This is a genomic window from Acinetobacter sp. GW821-FHT01E09 (genome assembly GCF_059422385.1).
Genome location: NZ_JBWKWU010000001.1, coordinates 1,859,014 through 1,885,013, shown reverse-complemented (window position 1 = coordinate 1,885,013; position 26,000 = coordinate 1,859,014). Strand labels below are relative to the sequence as shown.

The 26,000-nt window shown below is 36.0% G+C and carries 22 protein-coding genes and 1 tRNA gene; 5 read left to right on the top strand and 18 right to left on the bottom strand.

The annotated features are described in order from the left end of the window. Positions 1 to 86: 86 nt before the first annotated feature. Complete coding sequence (locus tag AC07U8_RS08555) at positions 87 to 683, top strand: recombinase family protein (RefSeq protein ID WP_494737698.1); 597 nt, start codon at positions 87 to 89, stop codon at positions 681 to 683. Positions 684 to 820: 137 nt separating this feature from the next. Here the strand turns inward: AC07U8_RS08555 and AC07U8_RS08550 are convergent, their stop codons facing one another. Together AC07U8_RS08550 and AC07U8_RS08545 are read right to left on the bottom strand one after the other, a co-directional pair. After that, on the bottom strand, positions 821 to 1,171 hold the full coding sequence (locus AC07U8_RS08550) for a hypothetical protein (RefSeq protein WP_494737697.1): 351 nt from the start codon (positions 1,169 to 1,171) through the stop codon (positions 821 to 823). A gap of 50 nt (positions 1,172 to 1,221) precedes the next feature. After that, complete coding sequence (locus AC07U8_RS08545; RefSeq protein ID WP_494737696.1) at positions 1,222 to 2,214, bottom strand: hypothetical protein; 993 nt, start codon at positions 2,212 to 2,214, stop codon at positions 1,222 to 1,224. 116 nt (positions 2,215 to 2,330) lie between these two features. Between AC07U8_RS08545 and AC07U8_RS08540 the strand changes: the two genes are divergently transcribed. Then, positions 2,331 to 2,735 (top strand): XRE family transcriptional regulator, encoded by a 405-nt coding sequence (locus AC07U8_RS08540; RefSeq protein WP_494737695.1) that lies wholly within the window; start codon positions 2,331 to 2,333, stop codon positions 2,733 to 2,735. 75 nt (positions 2,736 to 2,810) lie between these two features. Here AC07U8_RS08540 and AC07U8_RS08535 read toward each other — a convergent pair whose 3' ends face one another. The 12 genes from AC07U8_RS08535 to efp form a co-directional block, all read right to left on the bottom strand. Continuing rightward, positions 2,811 to 3,020 carry a helix-turn-helix transcriptional regulator gene (locus AC07U8_RS08535; RefSeq protein WP_199935116.1) on the bottom strand — a complete coding sequence of 70 codons (210 nt, stop codon included), beginning with the start codon at positions 3,018 to 3,020 and terminating at the stop codon, positions 2,811 to 2,813. 15 nt (positions 3,021 to 3,035) lie between these two features. Next, a complete protein-coding gene (locus tag AC07U8_RS08530; RefSeq protein ID WP_494737694.1) occupies positions 3,036 to 3,962 on the bottom strand; it encodes a phage/plasmid replication protein, II/X family in 927 nt (308 codons plus the stop codon). Between the two features lie 459 nt (positions 3,963 to 4,421). After that, on the bottom strand, positions 4,422 to 5,465 hold the full coding sequence (locus tag AC07U8_RS08525; RefSeq protein ID WP_494737693.1) for a metallophosphoesterase: 1,044 nt from the start codon (positions 5,463 to 5,465) through the stop codon (positions 4,422 to 4,424). Between the two features lie 13 nt (positions 5,466 to 5,478). Further along, on the bottom strand, positions 5,479 to 6,690 hold the full coding sequence (locus AC07U8_RS08520) for a tyrosine-type recombinase/integrase (RefSeq protein WP_494737692.1): 1,212 nt from the start codon (positions 6,688 to 6,690) through the stop codon (positions 5,479 to 5,481). Between the two features lie 177 nt (positions 6,691 to 6,867). Continuing rightward, positions 6,868 to 6,944: transfer RNA gene (locus AC07U8_RS08515), tRNA-Val, on the bottom strand. 44 nt (positions 6,945 to 6,988) lie between these two features. Next, the gene (locus AC07U8_RS08510) at positions 6,989 to 9,004 is read right to left on the bottom strand and encodes a transglutaminase TgpA family protein (RefSeq protein WP_494737691.1); all 2,016 of its coding nucleotides are present in this window, start codon (positions 9,002 to 9,004) and stop codon (positions 6,989 to 6,991) included. Between the two features lie 9 nt (positions 9,005 to 9,013). After that, complete coding sequence (locus tag AC07U8_RS08505) at positions 9,014 to 9,922, bottom strand: DUF58 domain-containing protein (protein WP_494737690.1); 909 nt, start codon at positions 9,920 to 9,922, stop codon at positions 9,014 to 9,016. A 12-nt stretch (positions 9,923 to 9,934) separates the two neighbouring features. Next, entirely contained in the window at positions 9,935 to 10,894 is a 960-nt protein-coding gene (locus tag AC07U8_RS08500; protein ID WP_244015720.1) for an AAA family ATPase, read from the bottom strand. Between the two features lie 141 nt (positions 10,895 to 11,035). After that, entirely contained in the window at positions 11,036 to 12,061 is a 1,026-nt protein-coding gene (locus tag AC07U8_RS08495; RefSeq protein WP_494737689.1) for a 2-dehydropantoate 2-reductase, read from the bottom strand. A 197-nt stretch (positions 12,062 to 12,258) separates the two neighbouring features. Further along, positions 12,259 to 12,561, bottom strand: a complete 303-nt coding sequence (locus tag AC07U8_RS08490) for a YbdD/YjiX family protein (RefSeq protein ID WP_004721243.1) — start codon at positions 12,559 to 12,561, stop codon at positions 12,259 to 12,261. 32 nt (positions 12,562 to 12,593) lie between these two features. Then, positions 12,594 to 14,693 carry a carbon starvation CstA family protein gene (locus AC07U8_RS08485; protein ID WP_004820734.1) on the bottom strand — a complete coding sequence of 700 codons (2,100 nt, stop codon included), beginning with the start codon at positions 14,691 to 14,693 and terminating at the stop codon, positions 12,594 to 12,596. Between the two features lie 398 nt (positions 14,694 to 15,091). Then, on the bottom strand, positions 15,092 to 15,661 hold the full coding sequence (efp, locus tag AC07U8_RS08480; RefSeq protein WP_004721246.1) for an elongation factor P: 570 nt from the start codon (positions 15,659 to 15,661) through the stop codon (positions 15,092 to 15,094). 340 nt (positions 15,662 to 16,001) lie between these two features. On the opposite strand from efp, the gene epmB reads away from it, so the two are divergent. From epmB to AC07U8_RS08465, 3 genes are read left to right on the top strand one after another with little or no spacing between them, the layout of a single operon-like run. After that, complete coding sequence (epmB, locus tag AC07U8_RS08475; protein WP_004721248.1) at positions 16,002 to 17,018, top strand: EF-P beta-lysylation protein EpmB; 1,017 nt, start codon at positions 16,002 to 16,004, stop codon at positions 17,016 to 17,018. A 14-nt stretch (positions 17,019 to 17,032) separates the two neighbouring features. Beyond that, positions 17,033 to 18,784: a cyclic-di-GMP receptor FimW-related protein gene (locus AC07U8_RS08470; protein WP_034612070.1), complete on the top strand. Its 1,752-nt coding sequence runs from the start codon at positions 17,033 to 17,035 to the stop codon at positions 18,782 to 18,784. Then, the gene (locus AC07U8_RS08465; protein WP_494737688.1) at positions 18,766 to 21,003 is read left to right on the top strand and encodes an EAL domain-containing protein; all 2,238 of its coding nucleotides are present in this window, start codon (positions 18,766 to 18,768) and stop codon (positions 21,001 to 21,003) included. The genes AC07U8_RS08470 and AC07U8_RS08465 overlap by 19 nt, the downstream gene beginning before the upstream one ends. A 147-nt stretch (positions 21,004 to 21,150) precedes the next feature. Here AC07U8_RS08465 and rpmE read toward each other — a convergent pair whose 3' ends face one another. The 4 genes from rpmE to AC07U8_RS08445 all read right to left on the bottom strand — a co-directional run bounded on the left by rpmE (position 21,151) and on the right by AC07U8_RS08445 (position 25,831). Continuing rightward, positions 21,151 to 21,375 carry a 50S ribosomal protein L31 gene (gene rpmE / locus AC07U8_RS08460; RefSeq protein ID WP_004721254.1) on the bottom strand — a complete coding sequence of 75 codons (225 nt, stop codon included), beginning with the start codon at positions 21,373 to 21,375 and terminating at the stop codon, positions 21,151 to 21,153. 238 nt (positions 21,376 to 21,613) lie between these two features. After that, complete coding sequence (locus AC07U8_RS08455; RefSeq protein WP_004820726.1) at positions 21,614 to 22,594, bottom strand: bile acid:sodium symporter family protein; 981 nt, start codon at positions 22,592 to 22,594, stop codon at positions 21,614 to 21,616. Between the two features lie 349 nt (positions 22,595 to 22,943). Next, a complete protein-coding gene (gene gloA / locus AC07U8_RS08450; protein WP_004820725.1) occupies positions 22,944 to 23,345 on the bottom strand; it encodes a lactoylglutathione lyase in 402 nt (133 codons plus the stop codon). Between the two features lie 290 nt (positions 23,346 to 23,635). After that, positions 23,636 to 25,831, bottom strand: a complete 2,196-nt coding sequence (locus AC07U8_RS08445) for an AmpG family muropeptide MFS transporter (protein WP_494737687.1) — start codon at positions 25,829 to 25,831, stop codon at positions 23,636 to 23,638. Between the last annotated feature and the right edge of the window lie 169 nt (positions 25,832 to 26,000).

The window sequence follows — 26,000 nt, the reverse complement described above, 5'->3', positions numbered from 1 at the left end:
TCTCAATATATCTATCATTAGACTTTAAATATAAATTAAAAGATAGTATTATCATAGTACTTAATAAAATAAGGCTAAATAATAAATTGACTACTAGAATTTACGTCCGTGCTAGTACCAAAGATCAAGATGCTGAAAGAGCATTAGATGATTTAAGAGAGTTTGCTAAAACTATTATTAAAGGTGATGCAAACGAATATATAGAGAATGAATCAGGTACAAAGTTAGATAGACCTATTTTAAATCGGCTATTAGATGAGTCAGGGAACGGTGATACGTTGTTAGTTGAAAGCGTAGATCGCTTATCTAGACTCTCTCAAGCTGACTTTGATGTGTTGAAGGGGCGTATAAAAGAGAAAGGATTAAAGCTAGTAGTTGCTGATCTACCGACTACACACATGCTTATCAGTTCAACAGACACTATTACAAGCTCAATCCTAAATCTAGTAAACAATATGCTCATAGATTTATTGGCGACTATGGCTCGATTAGACAATGACAAACGTAGAGAACGAATTAAACAAGGGTTAGAAAGAAGCGGATACAAACCTACTGGAAAAAAAGCTGACCTTGCTAAACATGCTAGAGTTAAAGAGTTAAACAATAAAGGTTTAACCAAAGAAGAAATAGCTAAAGTTGTAGGATGTGGTGTAGCTACTGTTTATAGAGTTTTAAAGGGCTAAGAAGTATTAAAAGCAAATGAGACGTGTACACTTACAATGTAATATGTACTAGCTCAAACCTAAGCTGACAGTTTTATCAACTATCCTTAACTGTCAGATCGGGTTTTATTTCACGCATATTAAGCCTAATTTTGGAATTATTTGCGAACATATTCTGGAAAAGATTTTAACAAATCAGCACAGATAGCCTTACGACCTTGCTTAGATTCATTCCTATCAAATTCTCTCATACCGAACTTTAATACTTCAGTTCCACGCTTACCCCCCAATTCATGTTCAAAGCATTTGCTAGAGTCATCAATGAGTTCCTGATTATATTGACTATAACCACATTGGAGTTGAGCCCTACTCAATAAACCATGAAGAGAAACTATTTGCTCACAATAAGTTGGCTGTTCGCCATTTGCTGGGCGCAGTGCTTCTTTATTAGCAAAAGTAGAACTACCCCAGACCAATGAAATCAATGCCAGTAAAAAAACTTTTTTCATCTTACTCATCCTTATTTTGAATATTTAAAAATCAAACAGCTTTGTTAAAATTAAATTTGAGGTTTAAACATATAGCTGCCAAAATTTGTTTTGACTTCTATTTCTTGAACCATTTGAGCATCACAAGTGCCTATTGATAATTCAACATATTCTCCAAATTTTAATGTTGCAGGAATTTGCATTTCTCTAGCATATTTAGCAAGACCGCATTTATTTCCTCTATTTAAGACCACATCGTATACAGTGATTTCTCCATTAGTCAGGCCTTGTACAATAATGTTGTATGCCGCTTTTTCATATAATGAGGTGTTAAAATCATTAATACTAAACCTTACAGCAATTGGTTGCCCCTCACCCATTTGACTGATTGTATTAACAGTATCATCATAACTTTCTTCCCCTATCCCCTCATCTCGAAAATCTGGACTATTTTCCCATTCTGAACCATGAGCCTTAACATCATCAATTTTTGCTGAAAGACTCTCTATCTGATTTTCAATAGACATATCTTCTGATTGCATTTTATTTTCTATATGTCGTTGCTTTTTAAATTCATACTGATTTAAAAATTTTGCTCCAATAATCATAATAAGAAGTATGCTTGATAACGTAGAAAACCATGCCTTAAAGCTCCCATCAGCTTCATTTTTCATATAGCCAGACTTAATAAAGCTATTAGAATCACTACCAAACAATAGAATTAAAGTATAAACATCCAAAATTATAGAAAATAAATATAGTAAACCTTGAAATATAGAGTAATTTTCAAATAACAATATAAATAGATATGCTAATATTCCTAAGAAAATTAGAACAATAAGAATAATTCTTGCTATGTTACTTCTTTTAGATAAAAAATAAATTAAAGAAAAAAATATGAGACCAACAAAAATATCAGCCATCAATATTATAAAAAGTGATTCTTGTTTTAAGGTTTTTTCTAAATAAATCATATCAAATATTGATATAAGTAAAGAAAATAGTAAAGAAAATAAAGTAAGTACTATTATCTTCTGTATAAATAGTGGACTATTTTTAATCATTTGACCCCCGATTATCAATTTCAGTAAAATCTTGAAAACGTAACTAAAGTGTACATTTTTACGTAACTACATTCAATAGTTACGCAACTATCAGTTAACCTGATTATTTTGAGGAGATGGAAAATGATGATGAAAAAACCTTATTTGCAAAACGCTTAACTATAGCTATGCAATCAAAAGGTTACGAAGCAAAGGCGTCTATCTTGGAAAGAGAGTTCAACATGAATTACTCTGGTAAACCTATGACTTTGCACGGCGTCCGTAAATGGCTCATCGGGGAAGCGATTCCCTCAGGGGACAAATTGCTTGCATTAGCAAGATGGCTAGAAGTACCGTTAGAAGAATTGGTTTTTGAAAAAGATATTCAAAAAGCAATTGAGCAACGAGATCTTATATGGCAGCAGGAATTAGGATACAAAGATAAAGAAATATTTGAAGCTTATGTCAAGCTTTCAGCATCTCATAAAAAAATTATTAGAGACATGATAATTGCTTTATCAGATAAATATAAAGATAAGTAAAATTATTGATTTATAGTGATAGAATTAAAAAATTATATAAAGAAGCAAGATTCTAGAAAATCTTACTTCTTTATTTTATACGTAATTATTTAATGAGTTTTCTAGTCTACTTTGCCACCAAGCTTCAATTGCATTTAAATCGAAATAAACTGGTGATTGTCTATTCTGGCCATCTTTAATCGGGCGTGGGAAAGTCTCATCTTCTATTATTAGTTTTCTTAACTTATCAGCTTTAATTGAAAGCATATAGCAAACTTCTTTTTTTGTTAATCTTAATTTTCTCATTTTCAAACTCTAAACTTATATATTATTGATATCAATATTATATTTATCTAAGAAAATTCTTCTTTTTCTACTAATAGTTGCTCTTGAGTAAACTTCTTTATGGTCGCCGTTGATAACACAATTATAGAACTTTCGATCACTCTTATCGCAAATATTATTTTTTGAATCTTTAAGAATGATTTCTGGTATATATATTTTCTCAAGTATCTTGTTAAAGAAATTCTCAATATTATTTAAATCAAGCCATTGGTAACCAAAGCGCAAGTCCCATGTAGCTAATTGCTTTGATTGAATTCTTATCTCTTGACGAATCATTAAATCTGCTAATGCTTTTAGTTCAGCACTAGTCTTAGTTTTTTTTGAATTTACTTCGAGTTCACGGCCCTTATAATAATTACAGATATGCCATCGCTTTGAACATAGACCAAAATAGATTCCATTCTCAAATATTGTTTTTTCTTTATATGAGTACGTTGCATATTTCTTGAGATGATTTAAGTACTCTAAAGCATTTTGTTTACTGTTAAAAATTAGATCTCTTTTAATATCAATATTAAAAATTCTGAAACGACCAAATCGAATATTTTCTAACTGTTCTTCTGTTGGTTGAATTAAGTTCATCTCTTTCAATTGATCAACAACTTGCAAGATTAGATCAATTAGATTTTGGCTACCTGTCACATTATGTCCATATAGAAATTTATATAAATTTCCAGTGAGCTTTAAGCTTGTATTAGATGTTTCTTTTGTACAACATGATTGAACTGTAATAACACTATCAAATTTAGAAATTATTTTCTTTGCTTGATAAGAAATATTAGAACTTTCAAAACTATGTTCTTTGTCACTATAAATTTGCAAGCATGATGATACTTTTTCTGGTTTATGATTAACATCAATTTTTATCGTAAGACGATCAATTTCAAATTTGTTTTTATTCATAAAATATTCTCTCTATTTAAATTAGTTTATATTTTGTGATAGAAATTATTAAAAAATTTTATTTAAAATTTAACTTATACTTTTTTATTATTTCATTATGAAACAAATGTACTATTAATATAGATAATTAAAGAAATTTATATACTTTATTTTTTAAAAATTATATAGATACAACTTTACTAAAAATACAATTAATTACTCTATCACTCCGAGGTGGCGTATAATAATGGCATGTAAATCATTTGTCAAATTTCTATAAATTGACTTAATAAGAGAGAAAGTTATTAATATTTTCTATTATTCTATTTACTAACAAAATTCATGAACCGCATGTAAATTTACTTGCATAATTCTTAATTCACTCATAAAAGTTTTTTTATTTTTAAGATAACTTGATAAGCACAATAGAACTCTAAAAAAGAACTATTGTGCTTTTTAGTTGTTTTTTTAATCAAAAATTCATTCAAATATTTTTTTTAATTTTAATATGGTGCCATCATCTAGTAAAAGAAGATTTTCTGGTAGCCGTAAGGCAACCAACTTGTTAGAAAAAATTCTATTATGTTGCCGATCTAAATATCTTTTACCTACGGAATAATCTACGCAAAAAACATTCTGCTTTAGACCGAACCATTGCAGAGAATCTATATGCTTAAAGAAGCCTGTCTTCTTTTCTGTTGTGTTAAAGTTTCGCCAATAGTGGCCAATTACTACTGGAATATCATCTTCGTAGTAATCCCACCAAGGAAGTCGATCAACCATTCTCCATTTTCCACCAGCATAAAATACTTGTTCTGCTAACGTTTCCGCACCTGAAGTAAGTACTTTAATTGGATTATTCATTTGCTCAAAAAGATCTCTCTGAGCTAAATATTTCAAAATAGGTACTTTCGCACAAACGTCATTCAGTTGAAGATCATATTTAAATTCTTCTTGTTCTGCTTTCATCCAAATACCAGATATTTCCATATTTTTTTTATTTTTTTCTACAAAGTGTCTATAAGTGTGTTTAATTGACCCCAAATGAATTTGCTTTAAGCTTTCAATAGACTTCTTATCCCAACATGCATGTACAACTCTAAGTTTCTTTGATTCCAGAGCAAGTGGCAAAGTACTTAAAAACTCAGAAATCACTTTTTTATCTTCCAAAGATGCTTTCTTAAAAATAAAAGTTTTGTCATCATCTTCATGTGGTGAACCAAAAAACCAACCATTCCCTTCACGTCTTGAATTGATTAGCAAATTTAATTCATGGTTACCTAATACGCATTGTGCATTGCCACTTTCGACCAATTGCTTAACAAGAAGAATAACAGCAACACTGTCTAGTCCCCGATCACATAGATCACCAACGAATATTAGTTTTCTATTTTCAGGATGATTTCCATTGTCATCATAGCCTAGGACTTGTAAAAGATCTTGAAGTGCTGCAATTTCGCCATGTATATCTCCAATGATATCGAGTGGAGCATCAAATAATTGTTGGATAAATAATGCAGACACTTTTGAAAATTCCTTAACTTACGAATTTTTCAGTTAGGTCATCAATATAATCAGCCCACCATTGCATCATCCCAACACGTTCTTCAAAATGCGATCCTTTATCATAAGCTCCTTTTACACCTTTTTTCATATGGGCTAAACATGCTTCAACAACTTGCTCTTTATCACTAAATTTATTGTTTAATGCTGTACTTGCAATATGCCTGAAACCATGCGGATTTTGACGACCTTTGTACCCGATACGATTCAAAGCCATATTAAATGTATTATCAGAGATAGGTTCACTTAGGCTATTTCTCCCAGCAAACAACAAATCTGATTCAGTTCTATAGTCTTTTAATTCCTCTAACAATGTAATTGCCTGTTTAGGCAAAGGTACACCATGGACGATTCCCTTTTTCATAATTTCAGCAGGTTTAACCCAAATTGCTTTATCAAAATCAAATTGATTCCAAGTTGCAAAACGTAACTCTACAGGGCGTGGAAATAATAAAGCCATTAACTCTAAACCAATCGCTAATTTACGTTGATGATGAGTACGAATATCTGTGATTAATCTTGGAAATTCATCTATTTCAACGAACTTCATATTACCGCCAACTTTTTTATCCAAATGCTTAGTCATGCCCTCGATTGGATTAAAATTTATTTTTGCTTGGAACTTCGCCCAGTCATAAGCATTACGGCAATAAGAAGTTAACTTCTCAACTTGAGTATGGATATTCAAGCCACGCTGTAGGCCTTGAAAAAAGTCAAACCACTCTTTAGGTGTAATTTCAGTAAAATCTCGTTCACCAAATTTGGGAATGATATGTCGATTAATCGACTTTTTCGCTTTATCAAATGTTTCCTCACCCCAAGATGTTTTTTTAGTGTCTAGCCACTCATTCATTAAAACATTAAACTTCCTTTGAGCAATTTCTTGTTGCTTATTCTTGACTTGTTTACGTGTTTCTAGAATCTCACCATTTGCTATTTTGATAGATAGTTCATTCGCTTTACGCCTTGCTGTCGCTCCACTCACACTTGGATATGCACCTAACCCTTTCCAAGACCACGTCCCTTTTTCATTTTTATATCGCAATTGCCAAGATTTTTTGCTAGTTTTTTGTACTAGGAAATAAAGTGGTCCTGTATCACGTTCTCTATAATCTTTTTCTTCTGGTTCGAGATTTGCTAGGACTGTATCTGATAATGGTCTTTTCTTGATTGCTGCTCTTTTCATTAAAAATATGTATCATGAGTTAGATTTATTTACATGATACATTAGATGATACAAATTCAGAAGCGCTATACGTATTCATATAACGTTATACAAAGCAATAAAAAAGCTCTAAATACATAATATTTAGAGCTTTTTAACTCATATATCGTAATACATCGACATACAAATTTAATATTTTGGTAGGTATATCCAGACTCGAACTGGAGACCTCTACGATGTCAACGTAGCGCTCTAACCAACTGAGCTATACACCTGAAGTGCTGAGAATATTATTCATTTTTTAATAAGATGACAAGCCTTATTTCTTTACTTTTAATGCATTCGCACACTCTTTAAGCAATTTCTTGATATTTTGAATATCCTGTTGATTTTCATTACCTAAATAGACAATTTTTTGAAAAATCTGATTCACTTGTTCAAACAGATGGTTTTGTTCAGTCTGCAAGGCTAAACGCTGCATCCATTGTTGAAAGGTTTCTGACTCTGCTTTTTGATCAACCTCAGATAATTGATGATTAAATTGAGCAATGATTCGCTCAAGCGCTGACATTTGACGAGCGCGCCAAAATTGCGTCACACCCCAATAGATCAACAGTAATCCAAGAATTCCAAAAATTAAAACCAAACCATAACTATAAGCCGATGTTAAGCCAAGCTTCTTCATCCAGCCACTTTGCTTCTCTGCATCGTAACCGACAACCTTACTCTGCCATTGAAAACTAGCATAGTCACTCCAAACACGCAGCGTTCTAAGCAGCGATGAATGCTGAAAACGCAAATTTGAATAACCCGCATCACCAAAAATCGAACGATCGTCATTCATCACATTTTGCATACCACGATCAATACGCATCGGTGCAATGATGGCCGTTGGATCAATGCGTTGCCATTGCCCGTGTTGATAAACCTCAGCCCAAGCATGTGCATCTAACTGGCGTACTTCCCAACTTTGACCATCAGGAGACAGCTCACCACCTTGGTAGCCTGTGACTACACGCGCTGGAATTCCAACATAACGCATAAGCAAGACAAAGCTTGAGGCATAATGTTCACAAAACCCCTGCCGAGATTGAAACAAGAACTCATCAACGCGGTGATTCCCCAACCTTCCAGGTGCAAGTGTATAAACAAACTTTTCTTTCTTGTACCAGTTCAATACATTCTGAATATAAGCTTCAGGATTAGACTGGCTCTGCTGATACAGATTTAAGGCAAACTTCTGGGCTTGTAGATCACTCTTTTTCGGATAACTGAGATTATTTTTCAGCATCATCTGTTCAAAATGTGCATCCTGAATATCTCTAATCTGACTCCCCACCCACTGTAATTCAATTGGCTGGGTACGCTGTACCAGTCGTTTAGGTGTAATCGACCAATCTTGGTGTAACTCAAAACGTTGTTCGATTGGAATGGACTTTTCCAAACTGGTAATCCATTGCTGACTTGGATCACTGGCAAGATATTGATAATGAAATCCATCAATCTGCCCTGCGATCTTGGAATAAGCTTTTACCTGTTTATTGGCAAACTCACTTGTCCACGTTGTACCATCATAACGATCAAGCACCATCGCTCGCCAATACAGCTCATTACGATTTGGCAATTGCTGCATATTGCCAATAACTCGAAATGCCAATGCACTTGACTGTGAAAGCTCAGCAATATCACCCGGTGACATGCGATCACTTAATCCCGTTACCGCTTTATTATTGGGAATGGGGATTTGCCAAAGTGGTGGCAAACGCGGGAAAAACATAAACAGTAAAACAAAGAATGGCAGTGCCAAAGCAATAAATTTAAGAATATGCAATGAATCACTTTTAAGTGACTGGAAAACAGGTTGCTCTATTTCAAAATTGGCGATTTGTACACGATACAGTCCAACCAAACAGCTGATTAAACAGCACAAAACTAACAGTGCCATCCAAAAGGCTTGGCTGTGTAAAAACAAACTGGCACTGACGAACAAAGCAAAGTTAAACAGAATAATAAAGTCACGCTTTGATTTGGTTTCTAGTGCTTTCGCAAATAAAAATGTGGAGAGAACCGCTGTACCTGCTTCTACGCCTAAAAATGTGCGGGAATCAAAATAAATGATGAGCAAAGCTAAAAGTGCAAAAACTAATTTTGGGGTTTGTGCAAATAATCGAGGCAGATTATAGACTTGATGTTTATTGGTTTTGTCATAATACAGCGCCAAAGCCACGATATTCATGAGGAATAAAATAGACAATGCAACAGGCATATAAGCCAGCTGTGCCAGCCAGATCAAACTCAGCACAACTAAAATTGAAATTTGTATCGATTTATTCATTGTTCATCCTCACGCTTGCGCCAATAAGGTTTTGATATGAATATAGTGCTGTTCTCCAATCCCATTTTCAGTTTGTGCATGCGGTAAAATAATGCTGTACGGTGTTTCCGTCTGATGACATCGATCGACCAACTCCATCATAAAACTTAGCTTCTCTTCATGGTCTGCGCTTGGCATTTTGCTATATTCAATTTGCATCGCATGGGTATCAACCAAATCATCGAATTGCTTTACAAATAATCCTTGTCCACGCGCGGCCTGTTTCCAAGAAATGCTTTGCAATGAATCACCTGATTTAAAAGTCCTTAACTCTTTAAATTCATCTAAATCAGGCTCACCTGTATTGGAATAATTCTGTGATTGATGGGTTAAAGGCTTCGCTTCAGGGGCAATCCAGTAACTTTCCGTTAAATAAATATATGTCCATGCCCGCACCAAACCGAGCGGATATGTGGAGTAAATTTGAATTGGGGGAACTGAAAATTCACCCCGTAGTTGTGGAATAAAATTCAAATCGAAACTTTGTTGTTTTTCTTCAAATAGAAAAGATTGTAATTGTTCATCAATTTTAAAGTTTAAAAACTTAGGCGTAGCACGATCTTGTTGTAGGTTAATTCTCACCTTAAAAGCTTCATTAACCTTACCCACCTCATCAACAACCACATCTAATGTAATCGCATGTAATTGTTTAAAACTGAGATAGAAACTAATACATAAAATTGCACTGATTAAAAAACAAAAACCAAGAATTAAATTGTTGGCATAATTAATCCCAGCGATAAAAGTAATCAGAATAAGGACCAGATACAGAAAACCTTGTTGGTACATAAACACCAACACTTGGTTTTGTTTCAGTGTACGGATTCCTGTATAGCGAAACCGAAGATGCAGCCATTTAACAAATCGTTGACCTAACATAAGCGTTTCCAATTAGCCCTTTACAGGAACTTTTTGCATAAGTGCTCGTGTCTCAGACTCACCTAATCCTATACGATGCGACACCACAGCAACAAACACAGCCTGTACATCATCTGCAATTACAAATTGTCTTTTTTCAATCAAGGCATAGGCTTGTGCTGATTTTTTTAATGCCAATAACCCACGTGGAGATAAGCCATGACGACCTTTACGTGTTTCTTCTGCTAGATCAAGCATATATTCAAAAACAACATCGTTCAATGTAATTTGATTTACAACACATTGTAATTGCAAAATTTCCTGATGTTGGAAAATCGCTTGTAACTTTTCAATCAAATCATGGCGCGAGCTTTGCTGCAATAATAGTTTTTCTGCTGCGCGTGATGGGTAGCCTAAAGACAGTCGCATCAAGAAACGATCAAGTTGTGACTCTGGTAAACTATAGGTTCCACTTTGAAAAAGTGGGTTCTGCGTTGCAATCACCCAAAATGGTTGTGGTAAAGGGTAACGTGTACCATCTATAGTGACATTGCCCTCCTCCATTGCTTCAAGCAAAGCACTTTGGGTCTTAGGGCTACAGCGGTTAATTTCATCTGCAAGCAGAATTTGGGTAAAGATTGGACCATGTTTAAACTCAAATTGATGCTCTTTTTGATTAAACATATTGATCCCAATCACATCACTTGCCAGCATATCATTGGTAAACTGAATCCGTTGAAAATCGAGACCTGCTAAACGTGACAAGCTGCTGGCTAAGGTGGTTTTTCCAAGTCCGGGTAAGTCTTCAAAAAGTAAATGTCCACCAGCCAATAGGCTACAGAGTGCCAGTTTAGTCTGATGACTTTTATCTAAAATAATTTGGTTGATTTGACTTAAAAAGTCATCAATTTTTGGGTAAAACTGAGTGAGGTCTAAATTTGATACAGTGCTATGTTGTTCTGATGCTTTTACTTGTGTTGTTCCCCAAATCACCTTTTATTTCCCCAATAAAATTATTGTAACTTCCTTAACATACACGGTTTTAAGGAATACTCAATCTTGACTGCGATAAATCCTTATTTTCATTTGCTGAATACACTTCAAAATTTATAGCTTCCTTCATCAACCAAAATTTTAAACTTTTAATTTTGCAGCATGTTCTAACTTTGTTTTTAAATCGTGCGCACCAATTGAAAATTCACTTCCTGAAATTTCAGCCTGTTTAATCAATTCGATTAAGGTTTTATTGATGGGTGCTTGTTTACCTAGCTGTTGGGCGAGCTGAACAACTTCCCCATTGATCCAGTCCACTTCTGTTGTTCGCCCTGCCATTAAATCATCTTGCATAGATGAACGCGCCAAGGGATCGATTGCCAACATTTTACGGCTTAATATTTTAAAAATGAAATTTGGCAAACTGATTATTTTGGGCAATAGATGTGCCGAAATTGCTGTGAGTTTGGCTGGCTTAATTTGTGCTAAATCTAAGAGATATAACGTTTCTTGTTGCGCCATAGCAAGGCATTGTCGATATTGATGATTAGACAATTGTTGTTTTAACGGTAACTTTGATAAAGCATTGATTGAATTATTTAAATTCAGCAAAATTTTTGCCCATTGCACTGCAAGCATATCCTGATCAAAAACAATCTCTAATTCAGCTTGTTTAAAAAGCTCGGCTAAATCCTGTTGCTGTGTATATGCTTTCACATGCAACGCACCAGATGTCCCTTGATGAAAATGCCCAACTGCTTGAACTGCAACATTAAAAGGCACCATGCCTTCTAAAATCGAATGATGTTTTAAAATCCGCTTTAAAATTGGAACATTACTCAACCCATTTTGAAAACTCACAATATAGGGTCTGTGTGCGCCCAAGTTGTCATAAAGTTCCTTGGCCACTTGCTCAGTCGCAGCAGATTTTACACATACAAAAATAATGTCAGCATCTGTGACTATTTGAGGATCAACACTAAGCTGTAAATCATTTGCCGCGATTTTTATCGTTTTACCAGTGTAATCTGTCAGTTTTAAACCAGACGTCCTCAATTCTTCATATACACGAGGACGTGTAATAAAGCTCACATCAGCACCTACCGCTGCTAATCGACCGCCAATATAACATCCAATACTACCAGCACCATAAATACAGATTTTCATAGCAGTCTCCTTTTCATTTATATGTATTACATGATTCTAGCGGAGTTAGACTTTGCCAACTGTCAGTTATACGACAAGTCTCATCATGAAGTGTGCTGTTATTGCGTTAAACCGATAAATCACTTCGCTCATCTTCAATAAAAAACGGCACCCAAGTGCCGTTTCTATTTAAGCTTTAAATCAACTTATACCTTCCATCAACATGGACACTTCTTCATTGTTCCACCAGCCGTTGGATAGCGGGCATCTACACAATAGCGATGAAAAGTCTTTTCATCCATTGCATCCATATCGGGATGATGCTTTTTCATATGTTCCAGATAATTTTGATAATCTGGAACACCCACCATCAAACGGAAACTTTGTTGTAAGCGTGTCCATAATGTTGCAATTCTAGACCAATTTTTAGGATTAAAAATTAGCTCCTTTTGCGACATGATGGTCATCTTGATGATTTTATAAATCACCGTTTTACCACCTTGAGCAAATTTAAGCTTCATCACTCACCTCTCACTCTATCTGCAATATCAACTTAGTGTGATTTAGAAACAGACACTTCTTCAGGATCTGCATACACCGCTGGAGCTTCATTTACTGTTGGTGTAGGACTTGCCAATGCACGACGAATTGCGCCAATAGCAGCAAACAGCATCACAATCGCAACAATCATAAAGAATGCACACAGTGCAGCATTGATTTGATTGGACAATACAATGGTTTGCATTTCTTCAAGTGTTTTGGCTGGTTTTAAAATTTCACCATTGGCAATTGCTGTTGAAAATTTATCTGCCTGAGCCAAGAAACCGATCTTAGGATTGGTATGGAAGATTTTTTGCCAACCCGCAGTCATACAGGTAATGAATAAGAAAATTGTTGGGATAATGGTAACCCATACATATTTCTCTTTCTTCATTTTAAATAAAATCACTGTACCTAAGATCAAAGCCATTGCCGCAAGCATTTGGTTACCGATACCAAACAAAGGCCATAAGCTGTTAATACCACCAAGTGGGTCGACTACACCTTGATAAACAAAGAAGCCCCATCCAGCGACAGCAACCGCTGTACCGATCATATTCCCCACAAAGTTGTGTGAGTTTTTAAGTGCTGGAACAACGATACCCACCGTATCCTGTACCATAAAACGGCATGCACGTGTTCCTGCATCGACAGCAGTTAAGATAAACAGCGCTTCAAATAAGATCGCAAAATGATACCAGAACGCCATCATTGAACGATTATTAAAAATATCCGTGATGATGTGAGCCATACCAATTGCAAATGTTGGCGCACCACCAGTACGCGAAAGAATCGTACTTTCACCCACTTCTTTTGCCAGCAAGCTCAAAGTTTCAGGTGTAACCACAAAACCAAGTGTACGTACTGCTTCTGCTGCGCTTTCTACCGTAGTACCCAATACTGCCGCTGGCGCATTAATCGCAAAATAAACACCAGGTTCAAGCACTGTTGCACAAATCATTGCCATGATTGCAACAAATGACTCCATCAACATACCACCATAACCAATGACACGAATATTGACTTCGTTATCAATCAGTTTAGGTGTAGTTCCAGACGAGACTAAGGCATGGAAACCAGAAATCGCACCACAAGCAATGGTAATAAATAAAAATGGGAACATAGATCCAGCAAATACAGGACCAGTACCATCAACAAAATGCGTAACAGCTGGCATTTTTAACATTGGCATTGCAACAATAATACCCACTGCTAAACCTGCAATTACTCCAATTTTTAAGAATGTTGATAAATAATCACGCGGTGCTAATAACAACCAAACAGGTAGAACCGAAGCCACGAATCCATAAATGATGAGTGCCCAAGTAAGTTGTGTTCCAGTTAAGGTGAAAAATGGTCCCCAATAAGGATCAGCAGCAACATTTCCACCATAAACAATTGCAGCCATCATCAACACAAAACCAATGATAGAAACTTCTGCAATCTTGCCCGGACGGATATAACGCATATAGATGCCCATAAATAAGGCAATTGGTATCGTCGCTGCAATACTAAACACACCCCATGGACTATGTGCCAGTGCTTTCACTACCACCAGTGCCAATACGGCAAGGATGATAATCATCACACCTAATGCACCAAGCATCACCACCACACCAGCAAATGAACCCAGCTCTTGCTTTGCCATTTCACCAAGTGAGCGCCCATCTCGTCGTGTAGAGATAAATAAAACCAAGAAATCCTGAACTGCACCAGCAAGAACAACCCCGACCAAAAGCCAAATTGTTCCTGGTAAATAACCCATTTGGGCAGCAAGAATAGGCCCAACCAATGGCCCCGCTCCTGCAATAGCAGCAAAATGGTGACCAAAAAGTACATATTTATTGGTCGGGACATAATCCAAGCCATCTGCTAAACGATGTGCTGGTGTTAATCGTCGAGGATTCAGTTCAAAAACTTTGGTCGCAATAAATAAACTATAAAAACGATAGGCGATGCTATAGACACATATCGCTGCAAGCACTAGCCAAACCGCATTGACATGCTCACCCTTGCTGACCGCAAGTATTCCAAAAGATACTGCACCAATTATGGCGACAATCACCCAGATCAATTTTGATAAGGGTGATGATTTTGTTTGAATATTTTCCATTAAAACCTCACATCTTGATTACAAAAAGCAGTTCCATTGTTTTTATAAAGCGTAATGCATTTCCGTGACTCATTCCTTGGTGACTCTACTCCTCATTTTTTTGTTTTCATCTAAGACTTTGGCATTAAAACTGGTCTGAATATGTACTATTAGCATGACATCACAGTGACTTAAATCGCGACTTTGTTATTTTTATCATCAATGTATTCATCTGACTCTCTGACTCTACTATTAATTATAGGCTGTCGATCTACGACTTTAGTCGAAAATTTAGCCGATACTCTCTATTTTTATAAAGGCTTGTACTTTTAAAAAGCCATATACCAACTCAATTTATGCGCAATAAAAAAGGGATGATTTTCATCATCCCTCAGCGTCATCATTTTTCAATAAAATGATTAAGCACGCTCTAAGTAATCACCAGTACGGGTGTCTACACGAACGCTTTCTTCTTGCTGTACAAATAATGGAACACGTACAACTGCACCTGTTTCAAGTTTAGCTGGTTTACCACCACCACCTGAAGTATCACCACGTACACCTGGATCAGTTTCAACGATTTTCAATACAACGAAGTTTGGTGCACTAACGTTTAATGGAATACCATTAAATAACATAATTGTGCATTTTTCGTTTGAATCGTCTTTTAACCATTTTGCAGCATCGCCCATTGCAACTTTATCAGCAGCAATTTGTTCGAAAGATACTGGATCCATGAAGTTCCACAATTCGCCATCGTTGTAGAGATAATCCATTTCTACTTCTACAATATCAGCTGCTTCTAAAGATTCACCTGATTTAAAAGTTTTTTCTAATACTTTGCCAGATCTTAGGTTACGTAGTTTTACACGGTTAAACGCTTGACCTTTACCTGGTTTTACATATTCGTTTTCCATGATTGAACATGGGTTACCATCAAGCATAACCTTTAGGCCAGCTTTGAAATCATTTGTAGAATAATAGGCCATGAAAGGCACACTCCGAACTTACTAATTTAAATCTCTACTGCGATGCTATCAGCAAATCACCCGATTTGTGACAGTGATCATTCCAAACAGCAAAGAATGTATTTTACATTTTTCGTATTCTAAATGAGCAATACATCGTGAAGCAATGAAAAATTACCCATGTTCGGTCAGATTGAGGGTAAAATCTTCGATTCATTGGTGATTCACCGCTGTTCAATACAAATCAGCTCTACTGAAAGCATTTTTCCAATGAAACATTTCAAATTGAGCCTGACAGATTCAATCTGAACAAGCAATACCATCCGCTTTTCCCTATCTTCAACTATTTATCGCACGTGGCATGTTAAATTACTTATATCAAGAGCAAAATTGGCAATCTCAACTCAGTGATTTAATTACTGATCCATTAGAACTGTTAGAAATACTCGAACTTTCTAAAGCACAGTTATTGTCTGGTGCAATCCTTGCGTCTGGACAATTTAAACTACGTGTGCCCCGTGCATTTGTCAGAAAGATGGAAGTTGGCAATCCCCTAGATCCGCTTTTACTGCAAGTTTTACCACATCATCTGGAAATGGAAGAACACGAAGGCTTTGTCACAGATCCACTTGATGAAGAACAAGCCAATCAAATTGCTGGGGTCTTACATAAATATAAATCACGTTTTTTACTGACCCTCACTGGTGCATGTGCCGTGCATTGCCGTTATTGCTTCCGTCGTCATTTTCCATACCAAGAAAATTTACCTAAAAATGAAGATTGGTTGAACATTAAAGGCTATTTAGAAGCTCATCCTGAAATCAATGAAGTGATTTTAAGTGGTGGCGATCCATTAACTTTATCTAACCGAAAATTAGCCACTTGGATAGAACGTCTAGAATCTCTCAGTCAGATTAAGATCTTGAGAATTCATTCACGCGTTCCAATTGTAATTCCAGAAAGAATCGATGAAGAGCTGGTTTCTTTATTGAAAAACAGTAGGCTACGTGTAATTCTAGTGGTACACTCGAACCATCCTGCAGAATTAGATAATTTGACTTGTGCAAAGTTATCTCATTTAGCAAAACAAAATATTCTTGTGTTGAATCAAGCCGTTTTACTTAAAGGTGTGAATGATTCTGCACAAACTCTTGTTAATTTAAGTCAACGACTTTTTGAAGCACAAATTTTACCGTATTATCTTCATGTTTTAGATAAAGTAAAAGGTGCGCATCATTTCGATTTAGGGGCGGAAAAAATTGATCAGATTTATAAGGATGTATTGGCCAGTTTACCGGGTTATCTAGTTCCTAAATTGGTTCGAGAAGTCGCGGGAGAAAATAATAAAACACCGCTGTTTGGAGTCACAACCTTTTAAGAGTTGAAATGCTCATGATAAATAAAGAAATTTCAGAAATTTTTCAAAATATCACGGTTCTACAACGAGAAAGTCTAAGTTTTGCAGAAAATTCGGTGGCATCTGTCAATGCATGGGTGGCCACATTGTCTATTATGCAACTTGGCGATACCTCAGAGTCGGTCTTAAAAGCGATTTGTGAAATCAGCGAACTCGATTGTAGCGAAATGCTACGCTTTGATTTAATTCAAGTTTTACACCCAATTACCGAAAGCATTTTATCAAGCCTTGAAAAAAACATCTTAAATCAAGGTCTTTCTCAAAATGCGCGTATTGAACATATTATTGATTTATCCTCTAGAATTCGTACCTATTTTGCCAACGTCTATATCAATATTGTGCGAAGAAGTCATCAGACACTGGTTTCAAATAAATTCTCATTTTTTAATTTTAAACAAAAACGAAATTTACAAACAGCGCGTACACTTGCAACCTTTTATGCTTTAGAACAACTTGGTTTATTGTTGGTTCAACAGCAAATGCTCTACAGTGGTCCATTGACCCATCAATGGCTCACCACACATCATCTTTATGAGCTTGCGGTTAAAAACCAAGAATTTAATATTAATATCAACCAATTACAAGGTACACATTTTACCATTCAAAATATCCAGCAAGCCTATGCACAAGTGCTGCTTTTGGATATTTTTAATACGCATCAGATTCGCCCTTCAGAAACACAAGCGCTTTATCAATGTACTTTTGATTGGGTCAAACTGATCCAAATTTTACCAAGAGAAACCAGCTTATCGCGTTATGTGATTGATGGCTCTAAAGATGTTCCACCAATTTATAATCGCAAACAACATGCGAATTTCCGTACTTCTTTGTATATTTCTACACAGAATCTGCTCGAACATATTAATTCAACGATTCATAAAGACGAATATCTGTCTAAAAATGAACAGATCTATTTATCTGCTGCGTTAAAATTTCATGTGCAAAATGTCTTGGGTACCACAACTGAACGTCAACATGAGCGTTATGAATACTCTGCACAACTTCAAATTTGTTTTAGCTTACAAACCGCACACTTCTATTTATCCAAAGCTAAGAATTTTTATGAAACACTTAATTTAAATAATAATTATGCATTTCAGTCTGAGTCCAATATTCATTCATCGATTTCAACAGGTTCAAGCACAGCATCGAACTTAGGACAAATCAAAACTTTAGACCGTGAAGCAAAACAGATCTATCAAACCCAAGTACTGGATATCAGTGTAAATGGTTATCGTATTCGCTGGTCAGATGAAACCCCACGAAATTTACGCACGGGTGAGTTTATCTTGGTCAATGAAAGCCTCAATGACAAATGGAAAGGTGCGATCATTCGTTGGATCAAACAATCTGTTAAAAAAACCTATGAAGTGGGTTTAGAGGTTTTAGCTCAAGACATCTACCCATGTGCGGTAAAAGTTCCAGCTGATCGTTCGACGATTAACTACCACCCTTGTCTTATGGTTCAAGTGCAAAACTTAAATGAATCCAACGTTTCTATTATTTTGCCAAATTTACCGTTCTTCAAAGAACAGCAAGCAATTTATCTACGTTTAGACACTGAAGAAATTAAGGTGTATTTAACAAAAACATTGTTAATTACCCAGAGCTTTATTCAGTACGAATTTGAACTGATCAATGATGAAGAAAATGACCGCATTGATCAGTTCATTCAACACCAATCTGCCAATTTGAATAATCAAGATGTATGGGAAGCTTTAAAGTGAGAAATTTATTATTATCGAAAAAATTAAAACTCTCTGAAACTAGATTACTCATTATTGATGATAACCAGATTCGTTATAATCAAATTATTGATCTTTTTCAAAGTAAGAATCATCAAGTACAAGCGCTTTTATTAGATGATTTAAAAAGTTTTGAAAAACAACTCAATACCTCATGGGACTTGATTATTTTTGGTCGTGCTTATGACATCAAAATTGAGCAAGCCATTACCTTAATTCAAGCCTCTGCTGATATTGATCTGCCTGTTTTGTTCTTAAAACCTGAAGATTATCAAACCAACCAATATCAATCCTATATTCAAAAAGGCATCTATGATGTTGTTAATTTAGAATATACCGATCGTTTTTATATTAGCCTAATCCGTGCATTGTCTTATAGCCGTACCTTACAAGCGAAAAAGCACCTTTTAAACGATCTTGAAAGTGCAAAAAATCAAGCTCAAGCCTTGGTGGAAGAACAACATAAAGCGATTGCCTTAATTCAGGAAGGTATCCATACTCAAGCCAATGCTGAATATTTAAAATTGTTTGGTCTAAAAGATGAAGCAGAAATTATTGGATTACCTGTATTAGATATTTTAAAACCAAAGAATATCAATGATTTTAAACAACGTTTTAAAAAGATTTCTCAAGGTAATTTTGATTTAGCACGTTTTGAAATTGATACACTGAATAGCAATGCTAAATCTGAAAATCCATTAAAAATTGAATTTCTGCCTTCAGATGAAGAAGACTGTATTCAAATCACCATTGAGATCAATTCGGCAAGTCAAAAACCGCAAGCACAATCATCCGAATCGAATAAGAAAAGCATCAGTACTGTCGCAACTAGTCTGCAAAAAATTCAGTATGCTTTAATTAACCAACCTGCCAAATCGAATGCATTGGTACTGTTTAGCTTTGCCGCTTGTCCTGAGAATATTTTAACTTCTCCTTGGAAAACAGCCGTTCAATACTTAGAAGGCTTTAAAAACTTTATTCAAGAACAAACCAATACCACTGTATATCAAATTGATATGTTGTTGTATGCAGTGATTTTACAAGCTGAGTCTGACACCATTTTAGAATCTCGTGTTCATGGGCTGCATGCTTTAGAAAAACCACAATTATTGGAAATTGATGGTCATACCTACCCACTGAATATCAAGATTGGCTATTCAAACATACAGCAAAACAGCTTTACAGAAGCAAGTTTTAACGACGTTTTAGAACAAGCTTATAATCATCGTCTGGCAAAAAAAGACTCTGTATCCGAGCAACAATTAACGGCGACTTTACAAGACACTAAAATTGAATTGTCATTGCTTGAACCCAAATTAGATCAAGCAGAACCGCAGCAAATACAAAGTAACTCCATTGAATTTGCCCCAAAACCTCAAGTTGAAAATACAGTTGTAGAGAAACCAGTTCAAATTCAAGAAACGCCAGCGCCACATATCTTTAAAACCTCCGCGATTCTTGGTCAAATTGCCCAATCGCTTGAAAAAGGTGAGATTCAGCTAAAATACCAACAGCTTTATGACAAACAAGATAGCAATTTAAATACCTATGAAGTCAGTAGCGGTTTTATTTTTGAAAATCAGTGGAAAAAAGTAAGTAATTTAATTGATTTAGATGATGATATTGAGCTTTCAATTAAATTAGATCGCTGGATTTTAGTTGAAGCATGTAAGCAATTACATAACTTTATCACTCAATATCCAGAAGCAAAATTAATCGTCAATTTAAATCGTCATGTGCTGTTCCATGACAAACAGTTCCCTGAGCTTATTTCTAAACTATTGACCATTGTTGGAAGCCGCCAATCTCATCCACTGATTTTACAATTTGATGAGGAAGATATTGCAAAAAATATCTTAGAAACTCAAAAGCAAATTGGCGTTTTACGTGATCATGGTGCCGAAATCTCAATTCGACGTTTTGGTTCGAGCATTTCAAGTGAAGCAATCTTAAAACAATTGGATGTGAGCTTAGTAACGCTGGATGAGAAGTTTACAAAGCAGCTTAATAGTGATGCGACTATGACGCAATTCCAGCATACCCTTGAAAAATATCATGCAATCAAGCCAATTGAATTGCTACTGAAAAATCTAAATGATATGAACTCTTTTGCAAATGCGTGGAATGTAGATGTCAGATTCTTGCAAGGTGAATATTTCCAAAAGAAACTGGATCACTTGACTGATGTTCAAGATCAATAAAGTCTAATACTAAAAAAGGTTGAGTGTTTTAAATGCTCAACCTTTTTTTTAAATCTATCACTTGTCTGATCCTGAAATAGATCAACACGAGATAAAAATTAGCAACATAAAAAACGGGCTAAAGCCCGTTTTTTATGTTTTGTCGTATTAACGCTTAACAGAACGTGACATACCAGCAAAACGTTGTTTGAATTTATCGATACGGCCGCCAGTATCAACATTCTTCTGTTTACCAGTATAGAATGGGTGGCAAGCTGAACATACGTCTAGATAAAGTGTTTCTTTACCTAAAGCTGAACGAGTTTCGATAACGTTACCACATGAACAAGTAGCAACTAATTTTTCGTATTTTGGGTGAATATCGGCACGCATGGTCGATTCTCCTAAGTTAAGAAAGGTTTAGCTGTCATCGCAATTAACCACTCTCAAAATCTAATAAAACTTTGAGGAAAGCAGATTTAAATTAAAAACCAGCAGGTTAACACCACAACAGACCATTTCTTTTGGCCCACCGAGACTATAAGCGTCAGAGCTAAGCACAACAAGTGGGCAAGATTATACTCGAAATATTTATAAATTGCGAGCCAATCGATTAACAATCAATACTAATTTATTCGTCAGAATGCTTTTGCTTTGACCAGTAGTTTGCAATCACCCCACAAACCATTAACTGGATTTGATGGAAAATCATAATCGGTAACACAATCATACCTAAAGGCTGCCCAATAAATAAAATCTGCGCCATAGGCACACCACTGGCAAGGGTTTTCTTCGATCCACAGAAGAAGATTGAAATCTGATCTGCTTTGCTAAATCCAAGCCATTTTGGAACATACAACGCCAATAGCATAATCACCGTGAGTAGAATCGAACATGCCAAGGTGAGATAAATCAATGTAGATAAGCTGACCTGATGCCATAAACCTGCCACCACTGCCCCACTAAATGCACCATAAACCACCATCAAAATCGAGCCTTGATCAAAAACTTTGACGATCTTTGGCATTTTCTGCATCAATGGAAATACATAAGGGCGTAATACTTGCCCTAGAACAAATGGAACCAACAACAACAAGGTGATTTCGATAATAGAAGAAGTTGGATCGTAATTATGCTTAGATTGACCGAATATAAATATGCTCACCAAAATCGGAGTAATAAACATACCGATTAGGTTTGAAAATGAGGCACTGCATACAGCTGCTGCCACGTTCCCTTTTGCAACAGAGGTAAATGCAATTGACGATTGTACTGTCGATGGCAAAAAGCACATAAACAGAAAACCCCAATACAACTGTTGACCCAACAAAGGTTCAAGCACAGGTTTTGCCATGAGTCCCAATAAAGGAAAAACTAAAAAGGTAAAAGCAAAAACCAATCCATGCAATTTCCAATGCAAAATCCCCTCAATCACGGCTTCACGTGATAATTTTGCGCCATGTAGGAAAAATAAAATTGCAATCGCAATTGTGGTGATTTTTCCAAAGATAAGCGCTGCCTGACCTGAAATCGGTAAAATAGAAGCTAAAACCACCATCGCGATTAAAAGTATCGTAAAGCGATCCAATGCTAATAATTTCAACATTTTCATAAGCAACGTCCTGTATTTTAAACATGAAAAAGCCCAGTAGTTAAATTTTACTATCGGGTAAAATTCAATCTTACTGAGCGAAATAAATAAAGCTACTCATTTGGCTAAATGTTCACTATTTATTTACGACACATATCAAGTTAATTTAAGGTCTAATAGACTTCTTTCATCAGTCCTTTTTAAAACCAAAAATCAACATAAAAGCACCCTCATCCTAACCTTGTTCCATAGGGAGAAGGAACTTTCAATACCAATATAATTCACTCCACATGATCATTTTTTGATTTATGAAAGATCTTTATTGATATGTCTTTGCCAAATAAACAATAGCCCCATCACTTTTAAATCATCAATTATTTCGTGCATCTTGATCTTGTTGGATCAATTCAATTTTATAACCATCTGGATCTTCAACAAAAGCAATGACTGTGACACCACCCTTCATAGGACCCGCTTCACGTACCACATTACCACCACGTGCTTTGATCTCGTCACAGGCTTTATAGGCATCATCGACACCAATCGCAATATGTCCATAAGCATTACCTAATTCATAACTTGCAGTATCCCAGTTATGAGTAAGTTCTAACACGGTATGATGTTCTTCATCACCATAACCCACAAATGCTAAAGTAAACCGCCCTTCTTCATAATCACGTTTACGAAGTAATGTCATACCGAGAACTTCAGTATAGAACGCTAAAGATTGTTCTAAATTGCCTACTCGTAACATGGTATGCAACATGCGCATGATTTATTTTCCTGTTTGATCAGATATCATCTGCCAATATAGGCAATACAGTTCAATATTTCAATTTATCTATATTTCAGCTGCTCAATGATGCCATCTTCTGGATTGTTTTTAAGCAATAACCGCTTATTTTAGATAAACACTACAGCTTTATCTTTCGAGTAAGCTGTTTGAATGTGTTAGCAATCCAATGATTCAAACCACCTTCCGATAAAAAAAGCCTACTTTATCTATAAGATAAAGTAGGCTTTTTGTGATCATCATAAATCTATCTTGAGTAATTCAGTCGCTTACTCGATGGATTGACTCACCTTTTGTGCTTGATGTTCTCGCAATAATTTTCCAACCCATAACACAAGTAATAGAATCGGAATACCAATTAAGGTGGTCATTAAAAAGAATTTAGGATAACCAATGTGGGTGACAATTGTTCCAGAATAACCACCTAAAATCTTAGGTGTAAGCGTCATCAATGAACTAAAGATCGCATATTGAACTGCTGTAAATGACACACTGGTCAAACTAGACAAGAACGCAATAAATGCTGCACCCGCTAAACCAGAAGCTAAATTATCGACAACAATGGCAAAATACAGCCAACCAGAACTATATTTTTCAATCACTTTACCCTTAATTTCAACGGCTGCAGAGGAATCCGCTTTGATCACTGGAAGTGGTTGAATATCCACATCGATATCACTTTTTATCGTTGTTAATTGATAGCTTTGTTGAGTACTTAATGCTGCTTGTGCGTGTTGATAATTGACCACGGCGATCACGTTTTTTGAGCCAGAAGCATATAAGGCTTTACCGTCAATCGCACCACTAAACAAACCATCTTTATCTAATTTTGCAGGATATGTTTTGCCATCGAGTTTAAGGGTAATCGGCTGATCTGGATTAAGTTCAGATACAGGTATTCCCGCAATCTGCCCCTTAACCACAATACTTTGCTTCGCTTCTGTTGCAGACAATTGATTGTCACTGGTAATAGGCAATAATTGAATTTGGGGCTTGGGATTTTCTTTTAAATAAGGCACCGTATATTCATTCGCAATAGCCTGATCAACCAATGCTGCTTTGATATGAATGGTATTTTCCCCTACCAAATCCTGACGAGGCACAGAAACTTTCCAATAGCCTACTTCATCAGGTTGAGCTTGAAACTTCTTATCGCCAATCTGTACAGATACAGCTTGCATTGGTGCACCAGATTTCACCAATCCAATAAAGATCAAATTGGTTGAACTTGCCAAAACTGCACCGACAAACATCAATTTCATAATGTTCATGCGTTGTGCAAGTAAGCCACCTAAAAAACCACCCAATAGGCTAAAAATAACCCCGTAAATTTTAACGGCTTCTGCAATTTGTTCTTTGGTGAAGTTTAAATCTTGATAGAAAACATTCGAAATAACACCCGCAATAATGTCTGAAATTCGATAGAAACCGATCAATAACAGCAGAACCAATGCCAGCTTTACCCCATAACGCTTAAAAAAATCAGCAATCGGGTTAACCCAAGTCTCATAGGCCATCTTTTTATTGACTACACCAAAACGAATCAACGATGTTGCAACAAGAATTGCACCGAGCCCTGAGCCTAAAAAGCGTACAGCTTCCATTAAAAACTTCAGCAAGTTGTCTTCGACTTTCCAAGTCGCTTGCAGATATTGAACCATGTCATCGGAGTAAATATATAAACAAACAAAACTCGCCACAGCCAAGATAAAGACCAAAACTAAACGATAGTAATCAATATTTTTATAGTGTTTATCAACTCGATTAACCAAGGGTTCTCGGATCACTAAAGTGGTGATAATGCCCACTAGCATCACCAGCGCCATGGTTAAATAAGTATATTTCCACGCTTCATAAATATAGTTCCCTTTTGCAGTCCCCAAAGAAGCAGCAAGAAATAAAGCCCCCGCACCAGCGAGAATCATCCCTAAACGGTAGCCTGCGTTATAGGTCGATGCCAACACCGTTTGCATCTCGGTTTCAGCTAGCTCGATTCGATAGGCATCAATCACAATATCCTGCGTCGCTGCGGAAAAACCCAGTAATACCGCCCCCACAGCCATTTGGTAAATATAACTTTGGCCCAAAGCGGGATCAGAAAACGCCATAATACAGATCGCACAGATAATCAGTATTTGTGCAATCAACAACCAAGCACGGCGCCGACCCAGTTTTTTGGTGAGTATCGGGACGGGTAATTCATCAATCAGCGGTGCCCATACAAATTTAAAAGAATAGCCCAGCGCGGCCCAACTAAAAAAAGTCACTGCACTTTTTTCAATTCCGGCCTCACCTAACCATAAAGATAAACTTGAGAAAATGAGCAGAATTGGAATACCTGCTGAAAACCCAAGAAAGAGCATAATTGCAGCACGCCGATCGATAAAAGCGGCAAAAGCAGATTTCCACCCATTTTTTGCTGTGGAATTCTGCTCAGCTGATTGCTGAGATAGTTGCGTTGTCATTGCGTTGTTATTTTCTGAAAAATGAAATAGTGCTATTCAACCGCTTAATGCTTAGAGTTTCAATCACTTTTATGCAACTGATGAGCGCTTTTACAGATATTTCCGCTTTTGGCGCTTGATCTTTACCCCCAATCCTGTATACCTTTAACTTTTCAACCCATATAAGTTT

Excerpts from the sequence above, each read along its gene's own strand:
- AC07U8_RS08550 (WP_494737697.1), bottom strand. The coding sequence starts at position 1,171 with ATGAAAAAAGTTTTTTTACTGGCATTGATTTCATTGGTCTGGGGTAGT.
- AC07U8_RS08545 (WP_494737696.1), bottom strand. The coding sequence starts at position 2,214 with ATGATTAAAAATAGTCCACTATTTATACAGAAGATAATAGTACTTACT.
- AC07U8_RS08540 (WP_494737695.1), top strand. The coding sequence starts at position 2,331 with ATGGAAAATGATGATGAAAAAACCTTATTTGCAAAACGCTTAACTATA.
- AC07U8_RS08535 (WP_199935116.1), bottom strand. The coding sequence starts at position 3,020 with ATGAGAAAATTAAGATTAACAAAAAAAGAAGTTTGCTATATGCTTTCA.
- AC07U8_RS08530 (WP_494737694.1), bottom strand. The coding sequence starts at position 3,962 with ATGAATAAAAACAAATTTGAAATTGATCGTCTTACGATAAAAATTGAT.
- AC07U8_RS08520 (WP_494737692.1), bottom strand. The coding sequence starts at position 6,690 with ATGAAAAGAGCAGCAATCAAGAAAAGACCATTATCAGATACAGTCCTA.
- AC07U8_RS08510 (WP_494737691.1), bottom strand. The coding sequence starts at position 9,004 with ATGAATAAATCGATACAAATTTCAATTTTAGTTGTGCTGAGTTTGATC.
- AC07U8_RS08505 (WP_494737690.1), bottom strand. The coding sequence starts at position 9,922 with ATGTTAGGTCAACGATTTGTTAAATGGCTGCATCTTCGGTTTCGCTAT.
- AC07U8_RS08495 (WP_494737689.1), bottom strand. The coding sequence starts at position 12,061 with ATGAAAATCTGTATTTATGGTGCTGGTAGTATTGGATGTTATATTGGC.
- AC07U8_RS08490 (WP_004721243.1), bottom strand. The coding sequence starts at position 12,561 with ATGAAGCTTAAATTTGCTCAAGGTGGTAAAACGGTGATTTATAAAATC.
- AC07U8_RS08485 (WP_004820734.1), bottom strand. The coding sequence starts at position 14,693 with ATGGAAAATATTCAAACAAAATCATCACCCTTATCAAAATTGATCTGG.
- efp (WP_004721246.1), bottom strand. The coding sequence starts at position 15,661 with ATGGCCTATTATTCTACAAATGATTTCAAAGCTGGCCTAAAGGTTATG.
- epmB (WP_004721248.1), top strand. The coding sequence starts at position 16,002 with ATGTTAAATTACTTATATCAAGAGCAAAATTGGCAATCTCAACTCAGT.
- AC07U8_RS08470 (WP_034612070.1), top strand. The coding sequence starts at position 17,033 with ATGATAAATAAAGAAATTTCAGAAATTTTTCAAAATATCACGGTTCTA.
- AC07U8_RS08465 (WP_494737688.1), top strand. The coding sequence starts at position 18,766 with ATGGGAAGCTTTAAAGTGAGAAATTTATTATTATCGAAAAAATTAAAA.
- rpmE (WP_004721254.1), bottom strand. The coding sequence starts at position 21,375 with ATGCGTGCCGATATTCACCCAAAATACGAAAAATTAGTTGCTACTTGT.
- AC07U8_RS08455 (WP_004820726.1), bottom strand. The coding sequence starts at position 22,594 with ATGAAAATGTTGAAATTATTAGCATTGGATCGCTTTACGATACTTTTA.
- gloA (WP_004820725.1), bottom strand. The coding sequence starts at position 23,345 with ATGCGCATGTTGCATACCATGTTACGAGTAGGCAATTTAGAACAATCT.
- AC07U8_RS08445 (WP_494737687.1), bottom strand. The coding sequence starts at position 25,831 with ATGACAACGCAACTATCTCAGCAATCAGCTGAGCAGAATTCCACAGCA.